This is a genomic window from Actinospica sp. (genome assembly GCF_035552695.1).
Lineage (GTDB): Bacteria > Actinomycetota > Actinomycetes > Streptomycetales > Catenulisporaceae > Actinospica.
In genome coordinates this window covers 88807-108858 of record NZ_DASZKT010000230.1, presented here as the reverse complement: position 1 = coordinate 108858, position 20052 = coordinate 88807, and the positions used below count along the sequence as shown (strand labels likewise).

Annotated in this window: 14 protein-coding genes and 1 pseudogene; 4 read left to right on the top strand and 11 right to left on the bottom strand. The window is 71.5% G+C overall.

Annotation, left to right across the window (positions count from 1 at the left end; all coding sequences use genetic code 11):
* The 3 genes and pseudogenes from VG296_RS26715 to VG296_RS26705 all read left to right on the top strand — a co-directional run.
* Positions 1 to 798 (top strand): annotated as a pseudogene (locus tag VG296_RS26715) (chitinase); the annotation flags it as partial.
* 99 nt (positions 799 to 897) lie between these two features.
* A complete protein-coding gene (locus VG296_RS26710) occupies positions 898 to 1437 on the top strand; it encodes an EF-hand domain-containing protein (protein ID WP_325570411.1) in 540 nt (179 codons plus the stop codon).
* A 104-nt stretch (positions 1438 to 1541) separates the two neighbouring features.
* Positions 1542 to 3053: an aminopeptidase P family protein gene (locus tag VG296_RS26705; protein WP_325570409.1), complete on the top strand. Its 1512-nt coding sequence runs from the start codon at positions 1542 to 1544 to the stop codon at positions 3051 to 3053.
* 3 nt (positions 3054 to 3056) lie between these two features.
* Here VG296_RS26705 and VG296_RS26700 read toward each other — a convergent pair whose 3' ends face one another.
* A complete protein-coding gene (locus VG296_RS26700; protein WP_325570407.1) occupies positions 3057 to 4343 on the bottom strand; it encodes a hypothetical protein in 1287 nt (428 codons plus the stop codon).
* Positions 4344 to 4632: 289 nt separating this feature from the next.
* Complete coding sequence (locus tag VG296_RS26695) at positions 4633 to 5307, bottom strand: hypothetical protein (protein ID WP_325570405.1); 675 nt, start codon at positions 5305 to 5307, stop codon at positions 4633 to 4635.
* A gap of 134 nt (positions 5308 to 5441) precedes the next feature.
* Here VG296_RS26695 and VG296_RS26690 point away from each other — a divergent pair, with 134 nt between their 5' ends.
* Positions 5442 to 6929, top strand: a complete 1488-nt coding sequence (locus VG296_RS26690) for a PLP-dependent aminotransferase family protein (protein WP_325570403.1) — start codon at positions 5442 to 5444, stop codon at positions 6927 to 6929.
* Positions 6930 to 6976: 47 nt separating this feature from the next.
* Here the strand turns inward: VG296_RS26690 and VG296_RS26685 are convergent, their stop codons facing one another.
* The 9 genes from VG296_RS26685 to VG296_RS26645 all read right to left on the bottom strand — a co-directional run bounded on the left by VG296_RS26685 (position 6977) and on the right by VG296_RS26645 (position 19341).
* Positions 6977 to 7924: an FHA domain-containing protein gene (locus VG296_RS26685; RefSeq protein ID WP_325570401.1), complete on the bottom strand. Its 948-nt coding sequence runs from the start codon at positions 7922 to 7924 to the stop codon at positions 6977 to 6979.
* Positions 7925 to 8003: 79 nt separating this feature from the next.
* Positions 8004 to 9314, bottom strand: a complete 1311-nt coding sequence (locus VG296_RS26680; RefSeq protein WP_325570399.1) for a VWA domain-containing protein — start codon at positions 9312 to 9314, stop codon at positions 8004 to 8006.
* A gap of 73 nt (positions 9315 to 9387) precedes the next feature.
* Positions 9388 to 10530, bottom strand: a complete 1143-nt coding sequence (locus tag VG296_RS26675; RefSeq protein ID WP_325570397.1) for a protein phosphatase 2C domain-containing protein — start codon at positions 10528 to 10530, stop codon at positions 9388 to 9390.
* A gap of 77 nt (positions 10531 to 10607) precedes the next feature.
* Positions 10608 to 12989: a serine/threonine-protein kinase gene (locus VG296_RS26670; protein WP_325570395.1), complete on the bottom strand. Its 2382-nt coding sequence runs from the start codon at positions 12987 to 12989 to the stop codon at positions 10608 to 10610.
* A gap of 46 nt (positions 12990 to 13035) precedes the next feature.
* On the bottom strand, positions 13036 to 14283 hold the full coding sequence (locus tag VG296_RS26665) for a hypothetical protein (protein WP_325570393.1): 1248 nt from the start codon (positions 14281 to 14283) through the stop codon (positions 13036 to 13038).
* Positions 14284 to 14319: 36 nt separating this feature from the next.
* Positions 14320 to 15249: a glutamate ABC transporter substrate-binding protein gene (locus tag VG296_RS26660; RefSeq protein WP_325570391.1), complete on the bottom strand. Its 930-nt coding sequence runs from the start codon at positions 15247 to 15249 to the stop codon at positions 14320 to 14322.
* A 44-nt stretch (positions 15250 to 15293) separates the two neighbouring features.
* Complete coding sequence (locus VG296_RS26655; protein ID WP_325570389.1) at positions 15294 to 16556, bottom strand: hypothetical protein; 1263 nt, start codon at positions 16554 to 16556, stop codon at positions 15294 to 15296.
* A 142-nt stretch (positions 16557 to 16698) separates the two neighbouring features.
* The gene (locus VG296_RS26650) at positions 16699 to 17409 is read right to left on the bottom strand and encodes an HAD family hydrolase (protein ID WP_325570387.1); all 711 of its coding nucleotides are present in this window, start codon (positions 17407 to 17409) and stop codon (positions 16699 to 16701) included.
* A 297-nt stretch (positions 17410 to 17706) separates the two neighbouring features.
* On the bottom strand, positions 17707 to 19341 hold the full coding sequence (locus VG296_RS26645; RefSeq protein WP_325570385.1) for an NRAMP family divalent metal transporter: 1635 nt from the start codon (positions 19339 to 19341) through the stop codon (positions 17707 to 17709).
* Positions 19342 to 20052 lie beyond the last annotated feature (711 nt).

The following is a 20052-nucleotide window of genomic DNA, read 5'->3' as shown; positions in this document are numbered from 1 at the left end:
AAGTCGTATACGGCGGCGTTTGTGATCAGTGCGGGGTGTTCGCCGATCTGGGGGGACACGCTGGCGGTGACCGGTGATCCGGCGATGGATCAGGAGATCGCGACGGCGAAGGCGGACGGCGCCACTCCGATCGTGTCGTTCGGTGGGGCGGGTGGTACGGAGCTTGCGATGGCGTGTACGACGGAGTCGAGTTTGCAGGCGGCGTATCAGTCGGTGATCACCCATCTGGGTGTTTCGCATATCGACTTCGATATCGAGGGTGCGCCGTTGGACTACACGAGTGACAACAACCTGCGGTTCCAGGCGATCGCGGGGCTGGAGGCGGCGAACCCGGGGCTGGTGGTGTCGGTGACGTTGCCGGTGTTGCCGAGCGGGCTGGCCGCGGACGGTGTGGCGTTTTTGAGTCTGGCGAAGCAGGACGGGGCGCGGATCGATCTGATCAATGTGATGGCGATGGACTACGGGTCGTCGTTTACCGGTGACATGGGTCAGGAGGCGATCTCCGCGGGCCAGAGCACGTTGGTCCAGGCGCAGGCGGACTGGCCGGGTGACACGTACGCGAACATCGGGATCACCCCGATGATCGGGGTCAACGACACGTCGTCGGAGGTGTTCTCCGCCTCCGACGCGCAGGCTCTGGTCGGTTGGGCTGATTCGGCGCATCTGGGCCGGCTCGGGTTCTGGTCGGTCGACCGGGACCAGCCGTGCACCGGGTCGGTCTCCGGACTGCCGTCGTGTTCGGAGATCTCCCAGAACGCGCTCGACTTCACCAAGATATTCGACAGCTACAACGGCTGACCCGACCAACCGGTACAGCCGCCGGTAGAAGCGGCTGACCGGTGCACACGCGCCGGGCCCCGGGATGCGCCCCGAGGCCCGGCGCGTTGCAATGGAGCCATGCTCACCGCACTCCAGCGCCGCAAGCTCCAGTTGCGGTTCGCGCTGCTCGACACCGACGGCAACGGCTACCTCTCGCAGCGGGACTACGACCTGGTCACCCTGCGGCTGTGCGCGGCGTTCGGACACCTGCCCGGCACCCCGGAGTACGAGCGGGTGCACGAGGCGTACCTCAAGCTCTGGGAGCAGCTGCGCGCCCTGATGGACGCGGACGGCGAGGGCCGGGTCTCGCTGGACCGGTTCATGGACGGCTGCGAGCGGCTGATGCGCGAGGAGAAGCAGCCGCCCGCGCACGACCCGGTGGACCTCATCTTCGACATGGTGGACGCGGACCAGAACGGCGTCATCGACCTCACCGAGTTCACCAAGTGGATGCACGCGTACGGGGTCGGCGCGCAGGACACCGTCGAGGCCTTCGACCTGCTCGACTCGGACGACGACGGGGTGCTCAGCAGGCCGGAGATCGGCGCCGCGGCGCAGGCCTTCTACGCCTCGACCGATCCGGCCGACGTCGGCAACTGGCTGTTCGGGCCGCTCTGAGCCCGACCCGAGCCCGCGGTCGGCCCCTCCGCTCCCGCGCCCTAGTGACCATGCGCCGAAGCGGCTACGCTGTGCCTCGTAATAGCTGAGGAAGGGCGTGGGTAGTGACCGAGCAGGCCGCGCAGACGGCGGACACGGCGGCGGACGAGACGGCCGGGGAGACCAGGCCGGTCAGGGGCCGCAAGAACGGCCTGTACGGGCCGATCAGCGACGAGCTGGCCGCGAGCATGCGCTCCGGCTGGGCGGACACCGAGCGCGACGGGCTCGAGCCGTCGGCGCAGTCGCCGTACGCGGCCAAGCGGCGCAAGGCGCTGTCCGCGGCTTTCGCGGGAGAGCGTCTGGTGATCCCCTCCGGCAACCTCAAGGTCCGCTCGAACGACACCGACTACCCCTTCCGCGCCTCCTGCGACTACGTCTACCTGACCGGCGACCAGACCGATAACAGTGTGCTGATTCTCGAGCCGAAGGCCGACGGCGGGCACGACGCGGCGGTCTACCTGCTGCCGCGCTCGAATCGCGAGGACGGCGAGTTCTGGCTCAGCGGCTACGGCGAACTGTGGGCCGGACGTCGCAATTCCCTGACGGAAGCCGCCGCGATCCTCGGCCTGGACACGCGGGACTCGCGCCAGGTCGCCGAGCAGCTCGCCGAGGCGATCACCGCGAGCCCCGGCGTCGTCACCCGGATCCTGCGCGGCCACGACGCGGAGCTCGACGGCGTCGTGGACCTGCTGTCCGGTCGGGACGAGCAGGCCGGCGCGGAGCTCGACGAGCAGCTGCGGATCTTCCTGCACGGCCTGCGCCTGGTGAAGGACGAGTGGGAGATCGAGCAGCTGCGCAGCGCGTGCGCCGCGACGGCCCAGGGGTTCACCGACGTGGTGCGCGAGCTGAGTCAGGCCATTGCGACCTCGGAGCGGTGGATCGAGGGCACCTTCTGGCGGCGCGCCCGCGTCGAGGGCAACGACGTCGGCTACGGCTCGATCTGCGCCGCCGGACCGCATGCGACCACGCTGCACTGGGTGCGCAACGACGGCGCGGTACGCCCGGGCGAACTGCTGCTGCTGGACGCGGGCGTGGAGACGGACACCCTGTACACGGCCGACGTCACCCGTACCCTGCCGATCGGCGGCGAGTTCGACGAACTGCAGCGGAAGATCTACCAGGCCGTGTTCGACGCCCAGGAGGCGGGCATCGCGGCGGTCCGGCCCGGCGCGCACTACCGCGACTTCCACGCGGCGGCGCAGCGCGTGCTGGCCGAGCGGCTGGTGGAGTGGGGCCTGCTCGAGGGCCCGGCCGAACGCGTCCTCGAACGCGGCCTGCAGCGCCGCTTCACGCTGCACGGCACCGGCCACATGCTCGGCCTCGACGTTCACGACTGCGCCGACGCCCGCACCGAGGACTACGTGGACTGCGAGCTCGTGCCCGGCATGGTGCTGACCGTCGAGCCGGGCCTTTACTTCCAGCTCGACGACCTGACGGTGCCCGAGGAGTATCGCGGCATCGGCGTGCGCATCGAGGACGACATCCTGGTCACGGCCGGCGGCCGGGAGAACCTGTCCGCCGCCCTGCCCCGCACGGTCGCGGAGATCGAGCAGTGGATGGCCGCGCTGCGCGGCTGACCGTCACTCCTCGCCCTGCGGGTCCTCCTGGCCATCCTGGTCCTCCGGCTCGTCCATGTCCTCGCGGTCTTTGGGGTGCAGCAGGCGGGTGAGCTGCGGGAGCAGTTCACGGATGGCCCGGGTGTCGGAGTAGGGCAGGACGAGCGGCACGAGGCTGTAGAGCATGTCGGAGGCGACGCTGACGTCCATGTCGCGGGTCAGGGTGGCCGCGGAGGCGCCGTAGTCGAGGCAGAGTTCGAGTTCGCCGAGCATCGCGGCGACGAGGGCGGTCTCGGCGAGCACGACGGCGCGGGCTTTGACGCGGGCGGGGCCCAGGGACTCCACGGCCCTGGCGGCGTAGTCGGCGGCGCGCGGGTCCTGGATCAGCGCGGCGGTGTGCGCGGAGGCTGAGTACAGCCGGGCCCGGTCGAAGAAGCGGGTCCACGGCTGGCCGCCGTCGCCGGGGCGCGGGTTCGGCAGGTCGCCGGCCAGTTCGAGCGCGCGCTCCATCGCGGCCCGGGCGGCGTCGAACTCGCCGAGTTCCGCGGCGTGCAGCGCGGCCCGTGAGGTGGCCCACGCGGTGGCGCGCGGGTCGTCGGGGGTGTGCCGGCCGGCCGTGTGCGCGAGCTGCCATGCGGTGCCGGGGTCGCGGCGCCGTGCGGCGGAGTACGCCAGGCAGGTCAGGCTCGCGGCGAGCAGCGGCGCGTCGACCGTGCCCTCGGCCGCGCTGATCGAGGTGTCCCAGTAGCGGTGCGCGGACGCGGTGTCGCCGCGGTCGAAGGCCAGCCAGCCGGCGAGTGCCGCGCCGCGTCCGGCGGACACCATCAGGCGGCGGCGTACGCCTTCGTGCCGGGCGGCGGTGAGCAGCGCGGTCACGGTCCCCAGGTGCCGTTCCACGGTCGGCGCGAGCAGCCGGGACGGGCTGTGGTGCTGCAGGTCGAAGAGTCGGGCGGTCGCGCTCTCCACCAGTTCGGCGGTGCGCGAGTCGACCGTGGAGGGGTGGTCGAGGGCGTACCGCAGGCGGTCCATGGAGCCCTCGATCGAGCCGTTCGGCGAGTACTCCGTGAGGCCGGACATCGCGAACGCGGCGGACACCGGGGAACCGTGGCGGTCGTCCGTGCGCGCTACGGCGGCGCCGTCGGACGCGGCGGACAGGCCCGACTCGTCCGGCTGGATCTTGAACCCGAGTTCGCGCGCCGAGAGCCCGGTGACCGCCTGCAGGACCCTGAGATAGTCGGGCCTGCAGGCGGCGTGTTCACCGGTCTCCCACTTCTGCACGAGCCGCTTGGTGCAGTGGTTAGGCGCCCCCATGGCATTTCCGGCGGCGCGAATCGCTTCCGCGAACTGAGCTTGGCTCAGTCGCATCGCCTGACGCGCGCGACGGAGGGCCAGATTCGGGGTTCGTGGGAGAGGTCGCGTAGTCACGGCGGAAAAGTTATGGCCGAATTTCGGCCTTCACCCGTGACTTTAATTCAGAAGAGTGAGCGCCGACGCCGATCCGGCGCCTTTCGGTGCCCCTTTTGAAACCCGGCCCTGGAGCGCCCCCACCTGCATAGGAACCGTAGCACCTAGGTGCGATCGAAACTAGTTACGGTCGTAACTAGTTCGACTCTAGCTCCGACCTCTGCGACGTGCTTGAAAAACGGAGCGCGGGAATTGTCACGTGGACGAGTGGGCCTATCGCGACCGCGTAGACGATCGTGCCCAGGCCGACGTTGCCGCCGAGCAGCCAGCCGACCGCCAGCACGGACAGCTCGATTCCGGTGCGCACCAAGCGGATCGAGTGGCCGCGTGCGGCGAGCGCCGTGGTCAGGCCGTCGCGCGGGCCCGGGCCGAGGCCCGCGCCGATGTACAGGCCGGTGGCGACGGCGTTCAGGACGACGCCCGACAGGAACAGCGCCCAGCGCAGCCAGAGCCCGTGCGGGGCGGGGACCGCGGGGAGGATGAGGTCGACCAGTCCCCCGATGACGATCACGTTCGCGACCGTGCCGATGCCGGGCCGCTGCCGCAGCGGGATCCACAGCAGCAGCACCAGCGCGCCGACGATGATCAGCACCGTGCCGACGGCGATGCCGGAAATGCGCGCGAGGCCGGTGTGGAAGACATCCCACGGGTCCACGCCGACGCCGGGAGCGATCATCATCGCCTCGCTGACGCCGTAGAGCCCGAGGCCGATCGTGAGCTGTGCGAGCCGGGACACGGGACGCGTGCGCGGCCAGATCTCGACCTTCGTGTCGACGCCGCGGGAGGGGCGGGTGGCGTTCAGCGTGGCCATCGGTGGGCTGCCGTCCTCTTCGTCTCGTCGTTCACGTCATCGCGTCGTGCGGGTCTTGTCCGTGCGGCCCCGTTCTGCCATGCTGACGGAGAAGTGGACTGCGCAGGGATAGCCAATCCAAGGGAAGTGGACTGATGGACGGGGCCGCCTCCGTACTGGGGCCGGGGCAACTGGCCCGGCTGCTCGGACCGTGGCGGGTGGTCGGCGACTCGAGCCGGCAGCCGGCCAGGCTGGCGCTGGCCGAGCGGATCAGGTCGCTGATCCTGGACGGGCGGATCGCGGTCGGCGCGCGGCTGCCCGCGGAACGGCCGCTCAGCGAGGCGCTGCAGGTCAGCCGGACGACGATCACCGCGGCGTACACGCTGCTGGTCGAGCAGGGGTACGCGGCGGCGCGCCGGGGCTCCGGCACGTTCACCGCGCTGCCCGAGCGGCTGCTCGCGCGGCCGACCGGCGGGTTCCGGGACTCCGAGAACCCGGACCTGATCGACCTGAGCTGCGCGGGGCCGGCGGCTCCGACCGCCGAACTGCGCGCGGCGACGGCCTGGGCCGCGGACCGGCTGCATCTCGAGTCCGGCAACGCCTTCCGGCCCTACGGACTGCCCGAACTGCGCGAGGCGGTCGCGGAGCGGTACACGGCGCGCGGCCTGCCCACCGAACCCGGCCAGATCCTGGTGACGGCGGGGGCGCAGGGCGCGATCAGCCTGGTGGCCAGGCTGCTGGTGCGCCAGGGCGACCGGGTGCTGGTCGAGGGGCCCACGTACGCGAACGTGATCGACTCGTTCACCGCCGCGCGCGCCCGGCTCTACCCGGTGCCGCTGGACGAGGCGACCGGCTGGCTCGACGGCGCGAGCGGGCGGATCCCGATGGCGCAGGCGGCCTCCCGGCTCGCCCCGCGCGTGGTGTATTCGATCCCGCATTTCCACAACCCGACCGGCATGCTGATGCCGCCGGAGCACGCGGGCCAGCTGGCCCGCGCGGCCCGACGGGCCGGGGCCTGGCTGCTGGCCGACGAGACGATCACCGACATCGCGCTGGACGTGCCGGTGCCGCCGCCGTTCGCCGCCGGCGTCTCCCCCGCCGACGCGGAGCGGCTGCTGGTGTGCGGTTCGCTCGGCAAGTCGTTCTGGGGCGGGATCCGCGTCGGCTGGCTGCGCGCGCCGAGCCGCGTCGTGCACGAGCTCGCGGCGGCGCGGGCGTCACTGGACCTGGCGTCGCCGGTGATCGACCAGCTGATCGCCGTCGCGGTGCTGCGCGAGGGCATGGGGGTGGACGAGGCGCGCCGCGTGGAGGCCCGCGCCGGGCGCGCCGTTCTGGAGGCCGCGCTGCGCGAGTGGACGCCGGACTGGACCTGGCACACGCCGCCCGGCGGGCTGAGCCTGTGGGTGCAGCTGGCGGAGGGCGAGGAGTCCACCTCGCTGGTCTACCGCGCGGGCACGCACGGTCTGGTGCTGCAGAGCGGGCCGCGCTTCGGGGCGGACCCGGGGACGTACGAGCGGTTCCTCCGGCTGCCTTACTCGCAGACCCCTGAGATGCTGCGCGAGGGGATGCGCCGACTGGCGGCGGCGCGTACCGCGCTCGGGCCGGTGCGCGCCTCGGAGGCGCGGCGGGACCTGGTGGCCTGACTCCGGCCGCACAGCCCCACCGCGCAGCCCGCAGCGTGCGGCCTCGGCTACTGGATGGTGATCGTCGTCCAGACGCCGAGGTGGATCCGGTCGCCGCGGTTGACCGGGATCTCGGTCTCCGCCTCGAGCGGCTCCTCGGCCTCGTTGAGCCGGGTGCCGTTGGCCGAGCCGAGGTCGACCACGACCCAGCCCTCCTCGTGCCGGAGCAGCTGCGCGTGCAGGTGCGAGACGGCCGGGTCGAGCGGCGGGCCGGTCAGGTCGATCTCCGGGGCCAGCCCGCGGCTGGACGAGGCGCGGCCGACGCGGATCGGGCTCTGGTCGAAGGTGAACCGGCGCTCGTGCGGATACTTCGGGAACGGGAATTCGGACTCGATGATGTCGCCGCGCTCGATCTGCGCCTTGTAGTAGTCGCGATCAGCGTTGACCAGGAGGGTGAGCTCGGCGGTCAGCGCGGCGGTCGGCGACAGCACCGAGGCCAGGCTGACGGCGGTCCCGGGCTCGGACTCCGTCTCGGCTTCGGCCTCCGCCTCCTCGATCTCAGTGGTCGAAGGCGCCTCGGGCGACGGGACGGCCTCGGGCGCGCCGGCAGCGGCCTCCGCCTCGGCGCGCGCGATCTCCGCGTCGAGGTCGAGGCCCCGATCCTGGCCCTGGCTGCCGGCGCCGGAGTCGGGCTCGTCCGGTTCCGGCGCGGGCTGCTGCCCGGCCGGGGGCACGCCCGGGGCCACCGTGACCTCCGGCATGGCCTCGGCGAGGTCGAAGTCGTAGCCGCACTCCTCGCAGAAGCGGCCGTTGCGCTCGGCCTGGCAGACCGGGCATCCGCCGCCGGACCCGCTCGGCGCCGCCGCGGGCCGCGGCGCGGTGGCCGTGACCGCCGCCGCCGCCGGGACGGACGCGACCGACGCCCCGGCCCCGGCGGACTCGGCGGCGATCACCAGTCCGCAGGTGTCGCAGTAGTCGCTGGCCTCGGACTCGTGGCCGGCCGGACATCTCGCCATCGCCGCTCACTCCCTCGTTGTCAGCTCTTAGCCGGATATTGACAGTTGCGGTTCTTGCCGACTCATGTGTTACGGCCCCTCAGCCGTTATTGCGGTTCTTGCCGACCCGCGCGGTGCGGGTCGAGCGGGTGTCCAGGGTCATCTCGTCGGCGTCGGAGACCCGCGACTTCAGCCGCACGGTGCCGGTGGCCGGGTCCTCCACGTCCACGACCTTGGACAGCAGCAGCGCGGTCTCGTCGTTGCCGGACTCGGCCGCCAGCTTGACCGCCCGGCCGAGGCGGGCCGTCGCGGTGTCCAGGTCGCCGTTCTTGCGCGCCTCGAGACCCTCGCGGATCGCGTCGGCGAGCTCGGTCTGCCCGGTGTAGTCGGCGACGGTCCGGTCGATCCGGCCGGTCTGCGCGATGTCGTCCGACCAGGTCGCCTTCACCAGGCCCTGGCCGAGCGTGGTGGCCTGGCCCGCACCGTCCACCGAGACCAGGCTGACCCGTCCGGCCAGCATCTCGTCGCCCACCGATCCCGGCCGCACCTGGACGCAGACCTGGTAGTCGCGGGACTCCGCGCCCCACGCGCCGGTCGGATAGTCGCCGGTCAGCGGGTTCGGCCCCGGGGCACGTCGAGCGCTGAGATCCACGATCTGCGGCGCGACCTGCTTGACGAACTTGATCTGCGCGCCCTGCGGGGCCCACAGCCGCAGCCGGACGTCGCCGACCGCCTTGCCCATCGCGTGCTCGATGATCTGCTGGAAGTCCGTGGCGAGCCGGGTCGGGTCGGCCACGATGTCCACGGTGCCGAGCAGCGCCGTCGACACGCGGCGCAGCTCGGCGACCACCCAGTCGGTGCCGATGCCGCGGCAGTCGCAGGTGAACCGGCCCTCGCAGCGGGACAGGGCGGCGGCGAGATCCGAGGGCTCCTCGTGCTCGTCCTTGCCGTCGGTGAGCAGGATCGCGTGCCGGATCGCCTGGTCGTGGCCGGTGAAAAGCCGGTCGGCCAGCGCCAGCCACTGGCCCATCGCGGTGCCGCCGCCCGCGGTCAGCCGGGACACGGCGGCCTTGGCCGCGGCGCGCGAGGAGGCGTCCGCGGGCACCAGGTACTCGGTGCCGGGGAAGACCATCCGGGCCACGTGCGTGCCGGCGACGACGGCGAATGGCACGCCGTCCCGGATCGCGTCGATCGCCGCCTCGGTGGCCCGCCGGGCGGCGGACATCTTGGTCGGCGGGTAGTCCATCGAGCCCGAGCAGTCGACCATGATCACCTGCGCGGCGCGGGTGTTCGGCGCGCCGCCGTAGGCCGCCGCGGACTGCACCGAGACGATCGCGTTGACCTCCGCCGCACCCTCCGACAGATACTCGTTCTGGTAGACGTTGACGCTGAACTGCGGCTGCGCGCTCACGCGGTCACCTCGCCGGCGCTCGGGACGCGCGTTCGCGCAGGCACTGTGTTCATTGGTTCGCTCGCAAGCTCGCTCACGACTGGATCCCCTCACTCAGGCTGCTGATCTCGCCGGTCGGCTCCCCGCCGGCCGGCTCCGGATGCCGCGTGGGCCAGGGCGCGAGCACGGCGGTGATGTTGTCGTGGCCGCCGCCCTCCAGGGCGACGGCGGTCAGCGCGGACGCGGCGGGCAGCAGCCCGCCGAAGCCGCCGGCGGCGACCCTGGCCAGGTCCGCCGCGGCCGGGAGGTAATTCCACAGACCGTCGCTGCAGGCGAGCACCAGGCCCGGGCCCTCGGGCAGGAAGACGCGCAGGTTGGCAGGCTCCTCGGGGGCGCCGGGGCCGAGCCAGCGCAGGATGGTGTGCGCGAGCGGGGACTTGAACGCCTCCTCCTCGGTGAGCGTGCCGTCCGCGATCATCCGGCCCGCCCAGGAGTCGTCCAGGGTCAGCACGAGGGAATCCTCAGGATTCTGATCCAGCCAGTAGACCCGGGCGTCGCCGACCCAGCCGACGGTGATCCCGTGCTCCGAGGCGACCACCGAGACCATGGTGCTGGCCCGGCCGTTGGCCGCGTCCGTGGGGTCGGAGGGCAGCGCGACCACGGCCTTGTGCGCCTGCTCGAAGGCGCCGAGGGTGGCCGACTGCGGATCCTCGCCGCGGCGCAGCGCCAGCACCAGGTGCTCGCGCGCGGTGTGCACGGCGGTGGCCGAGGCCGTCTCCGGCTTGTAGGAGGTGGACACGCCGTCGCAGACCACCGCGACGACGGTCGGCGCCTCGCCGGTGGCGCCGATGACCGCGAAGGCCATGTCGTCCTCGTTGCGCGAGTGCCGCAGGCCGCGGTCGGTGACGCCGGCCACCGCGCCGAGGTCGCGCTCGTAGTGGTCGCGCGGGTCCGGCTCCGGGGTGCCGCACACGTCGCAGTACCCGTCGGTGAACGACTCGCCGGCGCAGTCCGCGGTGCGGCAGGGGCCGCCCGTCGGCGCCACCGGTTCGGAGCGGCGTACCAGCAGGTCGGCACCGCACTCCTCGCAGTAGCCGTCCTCGGGCGCGACCTCGGCCCCGCAGGACGGGCAGCTCGGCCAGGCCGGCCCCGGCTCGGCGGTCGGCGACTCGACCGTCTCGGCGAGGGTCTCGTCGAGGCCCGCCGCGGCCGGCTCCGGCTGTTCGGACTCTGTCACGTCCACGTCCTTATTCATGAGCTGTCATGACTACACCCACGTCCGGGGTCCTACGACACGGTTGGCGCGGTCCATGGTCACACCCACGTCCGCGGCCGGACCTGGTTGGCGGAGTCGACCATCGCGATCCGGCCGGAGCGGCTCTGCGCCATCCGCGCCCGGGTCCGGTACGAGTGCTCCAGCGCGCCGCGCAGCCCGTCCTCGGTGAGCGCGGCGCCGAACAGCGTGCGGTCGGCGACGGTCGCCGCGTCGTGCAGCCGCCAGGTCAGCGCCCCGTCGAGCACCTCGCACACCAGCGACTCGTGCATCTCGCCGTCCAGGCCGAGCGCCTCGACCCGCTCGCCCAGCCGGGCCAGCTCGGCCGGGTCGGCCCAGTCGGCGAATCCAGGGGAGTCCAGCCGCGCGCGCACGGCCGCGACCTCGGCCGAGGTGCGCTGGATGGCGATCTCCGGGATCTGGCCGAGCACCTCCACCGCGCCCGCGTGGTCCTTGGCGCCGATCCGCAGCCGGGCCAGGGCGAAGGCCGCGGTCACATAGGACCGGTCCACGCTCCACACCAGCTGGTAGTAGCGCAGCGCGTCGGACAGCTGCCCGGCCTGCTCGGCGGCGATCGCGATGCCCAGCTTGGGCGCGAGCTCGCCGGGCAGCTCCGCGTAGCACTCCTCGAACTCGGCCCGCGCCTCGAGCCCGTCCCCTCGGCAGAGCGCGATCATGCCCTGGTACCAGCCGACCCGCCAGTCGAACGCGTCGACCGCGGCGATCTTGCCGAGCCGCCGCTGCGCCTCGTCGAAGTTGCCGATCTCGATCGCGGCGCGCACGACGCGGTAGTGCACCTCGGGCGTCGGGCTGCGCAGCTCTCCCAGGACCCTGATGATCTGGTCCGCCCGGCCGCCCAGGGTGTTGAGATACCCGAAGTTGGGGTCGCTCGGATCCGGCAGCGGCAGCGGCAGCGCGGCGGCCAGCTGCGCGCTGGTCGGCGCGTCTGCATGGGTCACGCCCTCGGTGCCGCCCGAGTACCGCTCGGTGGTGAACAGCGTGGAGACCGCGGGCTGCTGGTCGCCGCGCTCCAGGGCCACGACCTCGCGCAGCACGCCGGTGAGCTGGATGGCCATCTCGGCGGCCGAGGAGAAGCGCCGCTCCCGCTTCGGGTTCGTGGCCCGGCGCAGCGCCCGGTCGAAGGACTCGAAGCGATGCAGCACCGGGACGGACTCGCGGTTCGGCAGCTTGTAGGCGAAGTCGCGCTGGTAGCCCTTGAAGTCGAAGGCCAGCACGGCCAGCATCCGGCCGACGGTGTAGAGGTCTGATTCGACGCTCGGCCCGTCCGTCTCCAGCTCCGGCGCCTTGTAGCCCTCGGTGCTGTAGATGTCCGACTCCTGGTCGTCGAAGGCCATCACCGCGCCGAGGTCGATCAGCTTGAGCTGCTCCTCGGACTGGATGATGTTGTCCGGCTTGAAGTCGTTGTAGAGCAGGCCGATCGAGTGCAGGTAGCCGAAGGCCGGCAGGATCTCGATGGCGAAGGCGAGCACCTGGGCCAGCGGCAGCGACTGCCCGACGTTGGTGTCCTTGTAGTCCAGCGCGATCTGCTTGAGCGACTTGCCGCCGACGTACTCCATGACGATGTAGTCGCCGCCGTCGTGCTGCACGAAGTTGTAGATCTTGACGATGTTCGGGTGCTCGACCTCGGCGAGGAACTGCCGCTCGGCCACGGCGGCGGCCAGCGCGGCCTCGTCCCCGGTGTCCAGCAGGCCCTTGAGCGCCACCCAACGGCCGGAGACGTTGAGGTCTCTGGCCAGGTAGATCCAGCCGAGGCCGCCGTGCGCGATGCAGCCGAGCACCTCGTACTGCCCGGCCACCAGGTCGCCCTCGACGAGCTTCGGCTCGAAGTCGTAGGACGTGCGGTCGAAGGCGCAGAAGCCCTTGGTGCGCCCCGGGTGGCCGTTCTTGCCGCGGCCGACCGGCTTGCCGCAGTTCGAGCAGTAGCGCTTGTGCTCGGGCACCTCGGGGTTCTCGAGCACGGCCTCGCTCGGGTCGCGGTACTCGATGCTGGGGATCTCCACGATGCCCAGGCCGAGGCCGCCGCGGCCGGTGCTGCGCGAACCGCGGGTCGATCCGCTGCCGTGGCTGGTCGCGCGGGCGGACAGCGCGGAGCCGCGGGTGCGGCCGGTCGAGGTGCGCCCGGAGCCGCGCGCGGACAGCGAGGACGAGGTGCGGCCCGAGGTTTCCCGGCCGGTGGCCTGCGCGGGCACGCCGATGCCGCCGCCCTTCGCGGCCAGACCGCAGGTGTCGCAGTAGCCGTCCGCGATCGTTCCGCCGCAGCCCGGCCTGGTGCACAGGTCCGCCGCGGGCGGGGCTTTCACTGTCGCCGTCGCCGTCGGGGCAGGTGCCTTGGCCGCGAGGCCGCAGGTGTCGCAGTAGCCGTCGAGGATCGTTCCGCCACAACCGGGCCGGGTGCACCGCATACCAGCCATCATTCCATTCCTCCCCGATTTAGTGCGTGGCTCGTGATCAGGACTGCGGTTGATCAAGAGCGAGCACTGCCTTCTGGTACACGCCGAGCGCACGCGTGGCCGCCGCGAGGTCGCAGGGTTTGGTCCACAGCAGCTCACGGGCGGTCTGATAGTACGCCTCAAGGGGCTGGCTCTCCGCCGCCCCCTTGCGGGCCGCGCGGACCCGGTAGGCCTGCAGCCTGCCGCGGAGTTCCTCGCGCCGTTCCAGCAGGCCGGACATGAGTTTCTCGACCTTCGCGGCCGCTGCCAGGGCGGCGTCGAGCGCGTCGGCCAGGATGCCGGCCTCGGTGGCCAGCCGCGCCCACTGGCCCTGCACGCGCAGGGCGTCGAGGGCGGCGAGCCGGGCCCGCAGCGCGGGCGCCTGGGTGGTGAACGCCGGGAGATTCTCTATCAGGATTTTGTCGCGGACGGTCTGCGCGACGGTGCGCTGGCCCGCCTCGACCTGGTCGACCCGCTCCACCAGCTGACGCAGGTGCTCGGTGCCGCGGTCGTAGTCGGCGCGCAGGTCGGCCTGGTGCGCGGCGGCCTCGGCGACGACGCCGATCTGCCGGTCGATCTCGGCGAGCCGGCCCGGGAACGGGGATCCGGCGGCGCTCAGCCCGAGCGGGTCGGCGAAGATCTCGCGGCGCAGCGCCGAGTAGCCGTCGATGAGCCCGGCGACGGCCGTGTTCACCGAGCGGTCGCCGATGCCGCGGGCCGTCTCGCCGAGCCGCTTGAGCCGCTCCTGCACCGGGTCGGCCGCCGCGAACAGCCGGTTCCAGGCCTCCTCGGCCTGCGCGATGAAGTCGGCGGCGAGCTGGTACTCGGTGTCCATCCGGTGCAGCGTCTCGGTCAGCGTCGCGGTCTCCGAGATCGCCGAGGGGCCGAGCAGGGTGCGCTCGGACAGGGCGACGGACTTCGTGGAGAGGGTGATCGACGGCCCGCGCACCAGCTTCGTGATCGCGGCCAGGTCCTCGGGCCGCGGCTTGACCCGGCGCCCGCGGATCTCCCTGGCCCGGTTCAGCACGTCCTGGTACGCGGTGTAGTCGTCCCAGAGCGCCGCGATCTTCGTGCTCACCCGCTGCCAGCGCTGCGCGGTCGTGCCGGACAGCGGCGCGCTCTCCAGCAGCTTGTAGGAGTTGTACTCGGTCAGCTCGACGAGCGCGTCCGAGACCCGCCCGGCGTCGGCATCGAGCCGGGCGAGCTCCCCGTCCACGTTGTCCCGGGTGAGCGGGACGAGCGGGCTGAATTCTGCGTACTGCGGCATGCGTCCTCGGGCTCGTGCTGGGGCGGTCGACGCTGTCTAGTTCGAGTATCGCGCACCGGGCGGGTTGGCGGCTCCCAGGCTTCCGGCGAACCAGTGCGAGTACGACGCGGCCCAACCCCCGTCCGCCTCGTAGTGCGCTAGCACGCCGTTGACATAGCCCTCCAGATCGGTCTCCCCGTGCGGCACGGCGATGCCGTAGGGCTCGGTCTCCAGCGCGGCGGGGAGCACCTCGAGGTTGGGATCCTGCTGCGCGAGACCCGCGAGGATGGTGTCGTCGGTGGAGATCGCGGAGACCTTGTTCTCCTCCAGCAGCACCAGGCAGTCGCTGATGTCGGTGACCTGGATCGCGACCGGCTTCGAGGCGGCGTGCTGGATCAGCGAGATCGAGGTGGAGCCGGACTGCGCGCATACGTTCTTGCCGCCGAGGTCCGCCAGGCTCTGGTACCCGGAACCCTTCTCCACCAGCACCTTCTGGCTCGCGTTGTAGTAGACCGCGGAGAAGCCGACCTTGCTGAGCCGGTCGCAGGTGATGGTCATGGTGTCGATGACCATGTCCACGGTGGTCGGCGCCGTGAGGTCCGGGATGCGCCTGTCGGTGCTGAGCGCGACGAACTGCACGGCGTTCGGGTTGCCGAACAGCGCCTGGGCGATCGCGTGCGCCAGGTCGATGTCGAAGCCCTGCTCGACGCCGTCCGAGCCGAGATACCCGGTCAGGTACTGGTCGGCCGCGACGCCCACCTTCAAGACGCCCCGGCTCTTGATCGCGGCGACGTCCTTGCCGGTGGCGTCGCTCGCGGACGGCGCCGGCGACGAGGCGTACACATTGCAGCTCCCGCTGCTCGCGGCCGGCGGCGCGGGCGGAGCCGTGGCGCCGAAGGCCCCGGCGGGCGCGCTGGGCTGCGCGGAGGTGAAGCCCGTGCCGGGATCGGCGCACGCGCTGACCGTGGCCAGTGCCAGCACCGTCACACCGAGAGCCCTCGATATCCGTCTCATTGTCTTCCCCTCGGAGATCACCGGAACTCCGCCAGCCGCCGGTTGACGCCGTAGGCCGCGGCCGCCGCACCCAGGATTCCGATCCCCAGGGCCAGCGGGAACGCCGCGCCGCCCGCGTACTCCGACGCGACGTTGGACATGTCCTGGTCGAACTGCGCCTGATCAATGGCGGCGACCTTCAGCAGATCCGCGCGCAGCGCGCCGACGGCCGGCTCGCAGCCGCCCCCGCCGACGTTCGCGCCGCTGCCCACGGTCTGGGTAATCGCCTGCTGATAATTCCCGGCGTTCGCGAGCTTGATCACGTTCTGCGCGCACGTGTTGAGCGTGCCGTACGCGTTCGCGACGTCCACCTGCCGGGCATCGCCGCGGTTCTCGGGACTGGCGGCGGCGAGGGCCGACGCGGCGGCACTGGCGTCAGCCCCCTGATCCTCGCCGCGGTCGATCTGCTGCAGCGCGACGTACGTCTCGGCGAGGGAGAGCTCTGAGGTCTGCGTCTGCGCCGCGGCCAGGCCCATGTAGTCGGTGCGCGCGCTGTTCCCCTCGAGCCCGACGGCGCCGGCGGCGTAGAGGCTCCAGACGAGCAGGACGACCACCGACAGGGCCGCACCGAGCAGGCCGAGGTTGAGCCGTCGCCGCGAGATGCCCGCGATGCGCCGGGAGACCGCCCACAGCGCGGCGATCGCGAGCACGCCGAGGACGAACTCCCACCACGGGAAGGCGGTGGACGAACCGAGCCCGCCGCTGGTCGCGCCCTGCTGCTCGGTCACCACGTGCCTGGTCTCGACGAGCATCGAGCCGGTCAGCAGCTCAGAGGCCTGCCGCAGGTACGCGCCCGCGACCGGGTAGCCGAGCCGGTTCTCGGCGAGCGCCTGGCCGATCATGCCGGCGTACGCGGGCAGTTGCTCGGCGACGGATCTCAGCTGCTCGGAGGCGTACGCGTCGCCGGTCACCCGCTGCGAGGCCGCGGCGAGCAGGTCCTCCGCCTGGGTGATGTCGTCGTTGTACCGCGAGGTGAACTGGCCCGGGGTCTCCGGGCCGATCAGCAGGGCCGTGGCCGCCGTCGCGTTGGCGTCGGCGAGGCTGTAGGAGAGGTTCTGCACCTCGGTGTAGAGCAGTTCGGTCTCGTGCGCGGTGCGCGAGGCGGAGGACTCCCGCCCGGCGAGGCTGAAGCCGGCGACCAATCCGACCGTGAGGACCGCCGCCACGGCCGCCACCAGCAGCAGCCAGAGCCGGGAGGGAGTTTCGAGGCGGGAGCTCCGCCCCGGGGACGCGCCCGTCATCCGTATCCGTCGCGCCATCGCCACAGCCACAGCCAGCCCCCACCTGTATGAAATCAATTCACTCGGTGGACACTCTAATCAAGCCGTGGCCTGGATGGCGCGCTCGCAGCGGGTTCGCTGCCGCGCTCGCTACCGCCGTCCGCTACTGCTCGGACAGCAGCGCGGGCAGCTCGCCGAGCGACTCGAGCCGGAAATCGGCCTTGGCGACCAGATCCGGATGCTCGCCGTGCAGGTAGCCCCAGGGACCGCGCCGGATGTGCGCGGTCCGCAGGCCCGCCTCCCACGCCGGACGCATGTCGTTGTCGAGCCGGTCGCCGACGTAGCAGATCTGCCCGGCCTCCAGGCCCGGGCGCAGTTCCCGGCAGACCTCGATGACCTTCTCGAAGAACCGCGGATCGGGCTTGCTGATGCCCCAGGTGTCCGAGGTGGTGACCAGGTCGACCGGCAGGTTCATCGACTCGAGCTTGCGGTGCGACTGCCTGGTCTGGTTCGCCGCGATCAGCACCAGGTACCCGGCCTCGTGCAACGCGGAGAGGGCGGGCCGGGCGTCCGGGTAGAAGTCCCGCTCGCTGTAGCCCTCGGGGCGTCCGGCCTCGGCGCGGGCGAGTCGCTCGCGCTCCAGGTCGAAGCCGGGTCTGAAGTACTCGAAGGCCTCCAGGTGGTCGCGTCCGGTGCGGACCACCCCGCCGAAGACGGCGGAGAAGGTGTGCCGGGGCACGCCGAGCCAGTCGGCCCAGCCGTGGTACTCGACGGTCTCGTCGACGAGGGTCTCCCCGACGTCGAAGACCACGGCCTCGACGGTGCGGGATCTCGGGGGCGCGACGGGTCTACCGGGGTCGTGGGTGAGGGTCACGGTGGTCTCCTTCCAACCGTGCACGTGCAGACGCACGTGCCGCAGAGCCGCTAGCAGCGTAACCATCGGAGCGGCCCGCCGTGCGGCGCTTACCCGAACGAGTGAAACATCGTTCGCCAGGCGGCGTGGGTGCCCGCCGCCTGCTGCGACCTTATAAAGGGGGGCGCACGTGGCGCCAGGCCTTTGCGCTGGTGTACGCCCCCTTTTACCTGTCGACAAGCAAGGTCCCGGCGCGCGCGGGCGGGCCGGGACCTGACGGGGTGTCACCTCACCTGCTGAAAGACAGGTGACGGTTGTTCAGTGTGAGGCGAGCGTGAGTTCAATCACCTTGACGACGACCAGAAGCGCCGACACGACGAGGTATCCGCGCAGCGCGCCCATGCCGAGCCGCGTGCCCTTGGACAGCTCCGCCTTGCCGAGCTCGGCCAACGGCGGCATCCGCCAGTCCTCGGCGCCGGTGCGGTCGAGCACGCGCGCCGGGCCGCGGCGGGCCAGCGCGTAGCCACCTACGGCCAGGCCGAGCACCACGAAGGCGACCATGATGCCGACGATCTGTCGGGCGTCGATGTGCGGGAAGAGCACCGAACTGGTCAGGATCACCGAGAGCATCACCAGCACGCCGAGCACGGTCGAGGTGAACAGGTTCGTGCGACTGCCGTTGACCCAGGGCCCGAGCACTTCCTTGTCGTTGCACAGCAGCAGCAGGAAGACCGAGGCCGAGGGCAGCAGCACACCGGCCATCGCCTGCACGCCGTTGGTGATCAGCCCCAGCGGCGCGTTCGGGATCAGCACGATGCCCGCGGCGAGCGCGATCACGCCCACGTACACGCCGTAGAAGCCCTTGGCCTGCTTGACCCCGCGGTGCAGCGAGTGGTTGACGCCGCACACGTCGCCGATCGCGTACGCGGTGGACAGCGAGACGGCGAAGGCGCCGATGATCGAGGCGTCGAGCAGCGCGATCGCGAACAGGATGCCGAGCACGTGCCCGCCCTTCGCCGCGATCGCGGTGGCCAGGCCCGAAGCGTCGGTGAAGTTCCCGTGGGCCGCGGTGCCCGCGGTGGCGGCGCTGGCGAAGCCGATGATCGCGGCGGCGCCGAGGACCACGATGCCGATGCCGATCCACAGGTCCGCCTTCTCGTACTTCAGGAAGCGGGTGGTGATGCGCTTGTCGATGACGTAGCTCTGCTGGAAGAACAGCTGCCAGGGCGCGACGGTCGTGCCGACGAGCCCGATGACGAGCAGCATGACCGTGGAAAGCTGCGAGGCGCCGCCGGGCATGGACGGGATCAGGAAGCCGGAGGCCATCGTGCCCGCGCTCGGGTGCAGCACCAGCGCGATCGGGATCAGGATCAGGCTGCCGAAGCACAGCAGCAGCGCCACCCGCTCGAAGCGCCGGAACGAGCCGGTGGACGCGGCGCCGATGACGACGGCCGCCGCGGCCAGGATCGAGGGCACCTTGGGCAGGCCGAGGTAGCCCACCGCGAGCGTGATCCCGATGAACTCGGTGACCAGTGTCAGGGCATTGAGCAGGAACAGGTCGATGACGCTGAAGGCGCCCCAGAACCTGCCGAAGCGCTCGATGATGAGCTTGCCGTGCCCCACTCCGGTGACGGCGCCGAGCCGGACGACCATCTCCTGGTTGACGTAGAGCACGGGCACGAGCAGCAGCAGCACCCAGAGCAGCGAGGTGCCGTAGTTCTGTCCGGCCTGGCCGTAGGTGGAGAACGCGCCGGCGTCGTTGTCGCCGCACATGACGATCAGCCCAGGGCCGACGACGGCGAGCAGCGTCTTGAGCTTGGGGCTCAGGCCGGTGCGGGGCGCGGTCTCGCCGAGCTTGATGGTGCCGAAGGCGCCCTTGATGTCGCCGACGTGCGCGTCGTCGAGGACCGCGGAGCGCGGCACCGTGACGGGGGCGGTGATGAGGTCGGTCATGAGGTCTCCTCTCCTCACGCCGCGCGCACGACCAAGCCAGGGGGTTTTGCAGTCAGAGAGGCAGCGCTCTCCTCTTGGCATGATCGAACGTACGGGTGCGAACAGGCGGCATGACGGCTAGGCGGCCGGAACGCCGTACGCGGGCACACGGGAGCGGGAGCGGCAGCGATGCGGGCACGCCGAGCGCGGCGGTCCCGTCATTGGGACGCCGTGCGGGAGGGTGCCGAGGCTGTGCTCGAAAGCTGATCCGGGTGCCGTGACGACGGGTCTCGGACGCGGTCGCGCGCACGCCGCAAACGGGTGGTGCCCGGATGGATCCCGAGTCCCGCGGAACTGTCTTCAGCCGAACGGCTGCGACGCGAGAGTCAGGAACGAGGGGCTGTCAGGGGCTTGCGAACGTGTGCGGGCCGGGGTTTCGGTCGGCCCGTATCATGACCGGGACTACTTGGTTCCATCGTTCGCCTCCCCTCGGCCGTGGCGCCGTTCGCGCCCCTCAGTTCGCTAAAGGCCCTTCAGGGCCGGGGCTACATGCCCTTGAGCTGGCGCAATTCTCCCACCCCCGCGACGGGTGCGTCAAGTTCATCTGCACATCTGCACAGACGCGAACCCTAAGAATCCTTAACTCAGGGAACCCTTGACGTCTCACTGGTCTACACCAATCATTTACTCACGACCCACAGAGGTCTAGTCCACTGTGCAACTACCGCAAGG

Bases quoted from the DNA above. Each gene is read 5' to 3' on its own strand.
- VG296_RS26670 (WP_325570395.1), bottom strand. From the start codon at position 12,989: ATGCGGTGCACCCGGCCCGGTTGTGGCGGAACGATCCTCGACGGCTAC.
- VG296_RS26685 (WP_325570401.1), bottom strand. From the start codon at position 7,924: ATGGCGAGATGTCCGGCCGGCCACGAGTCCGAGGCCAGCGACTACTGC.
- VG296_RS26645 (WP_325570385.1), bottom strand. From the start codon at position 19,341: ATGACCGACCTCATCACCGCCCCCGTCACGGTGCCGCGCTCCGCGGTC.
- VG296_RS26655 (WP_325570389.1), bottom strand. From the start codon at position 16,556: ATGACGGGCGCGTCCCCGGGGCGGAGCTCCCGCCTCGAAACTCCCTCC.
- VG296_RS26710 (WP_325570411.1), top strand. From the start codon at position 898: ATGCTCACCGCACTCCAGCGCCGCAAGCTCCAGTTGCGGTTCGCGCTG.
- VG296_RS26695 (WP_325570405.1), bottom strand. From the start codon at position 5,307: ATGGCCACGCTGAACGCCACCCGCCCCTCCCGCGGCGTCGACACGAAG.
- VG296_RS26665 (WP_325570393.1), bottom strand. From the start codon at position 14,283: ATGCCGCAGTACGCAGAATTCAGCCCGCTCGTCCCGCTCACCCGGGAC.
- VG296_RS26700 (WP_325570407.1), bottom strand. From the start codon at position 4,343: ATGGGGGCGCCTAACCACTGCACCAAGCGGCTCGTGCAGAAGTGGGAG.
- VG296_RS26690 (WP_325570403.1), top strand. From the start codon at position 5,442: ATGGACGGGGCCGCCTCCGTACTGGGGCCGGGGCAACTGGCCCGGCTG.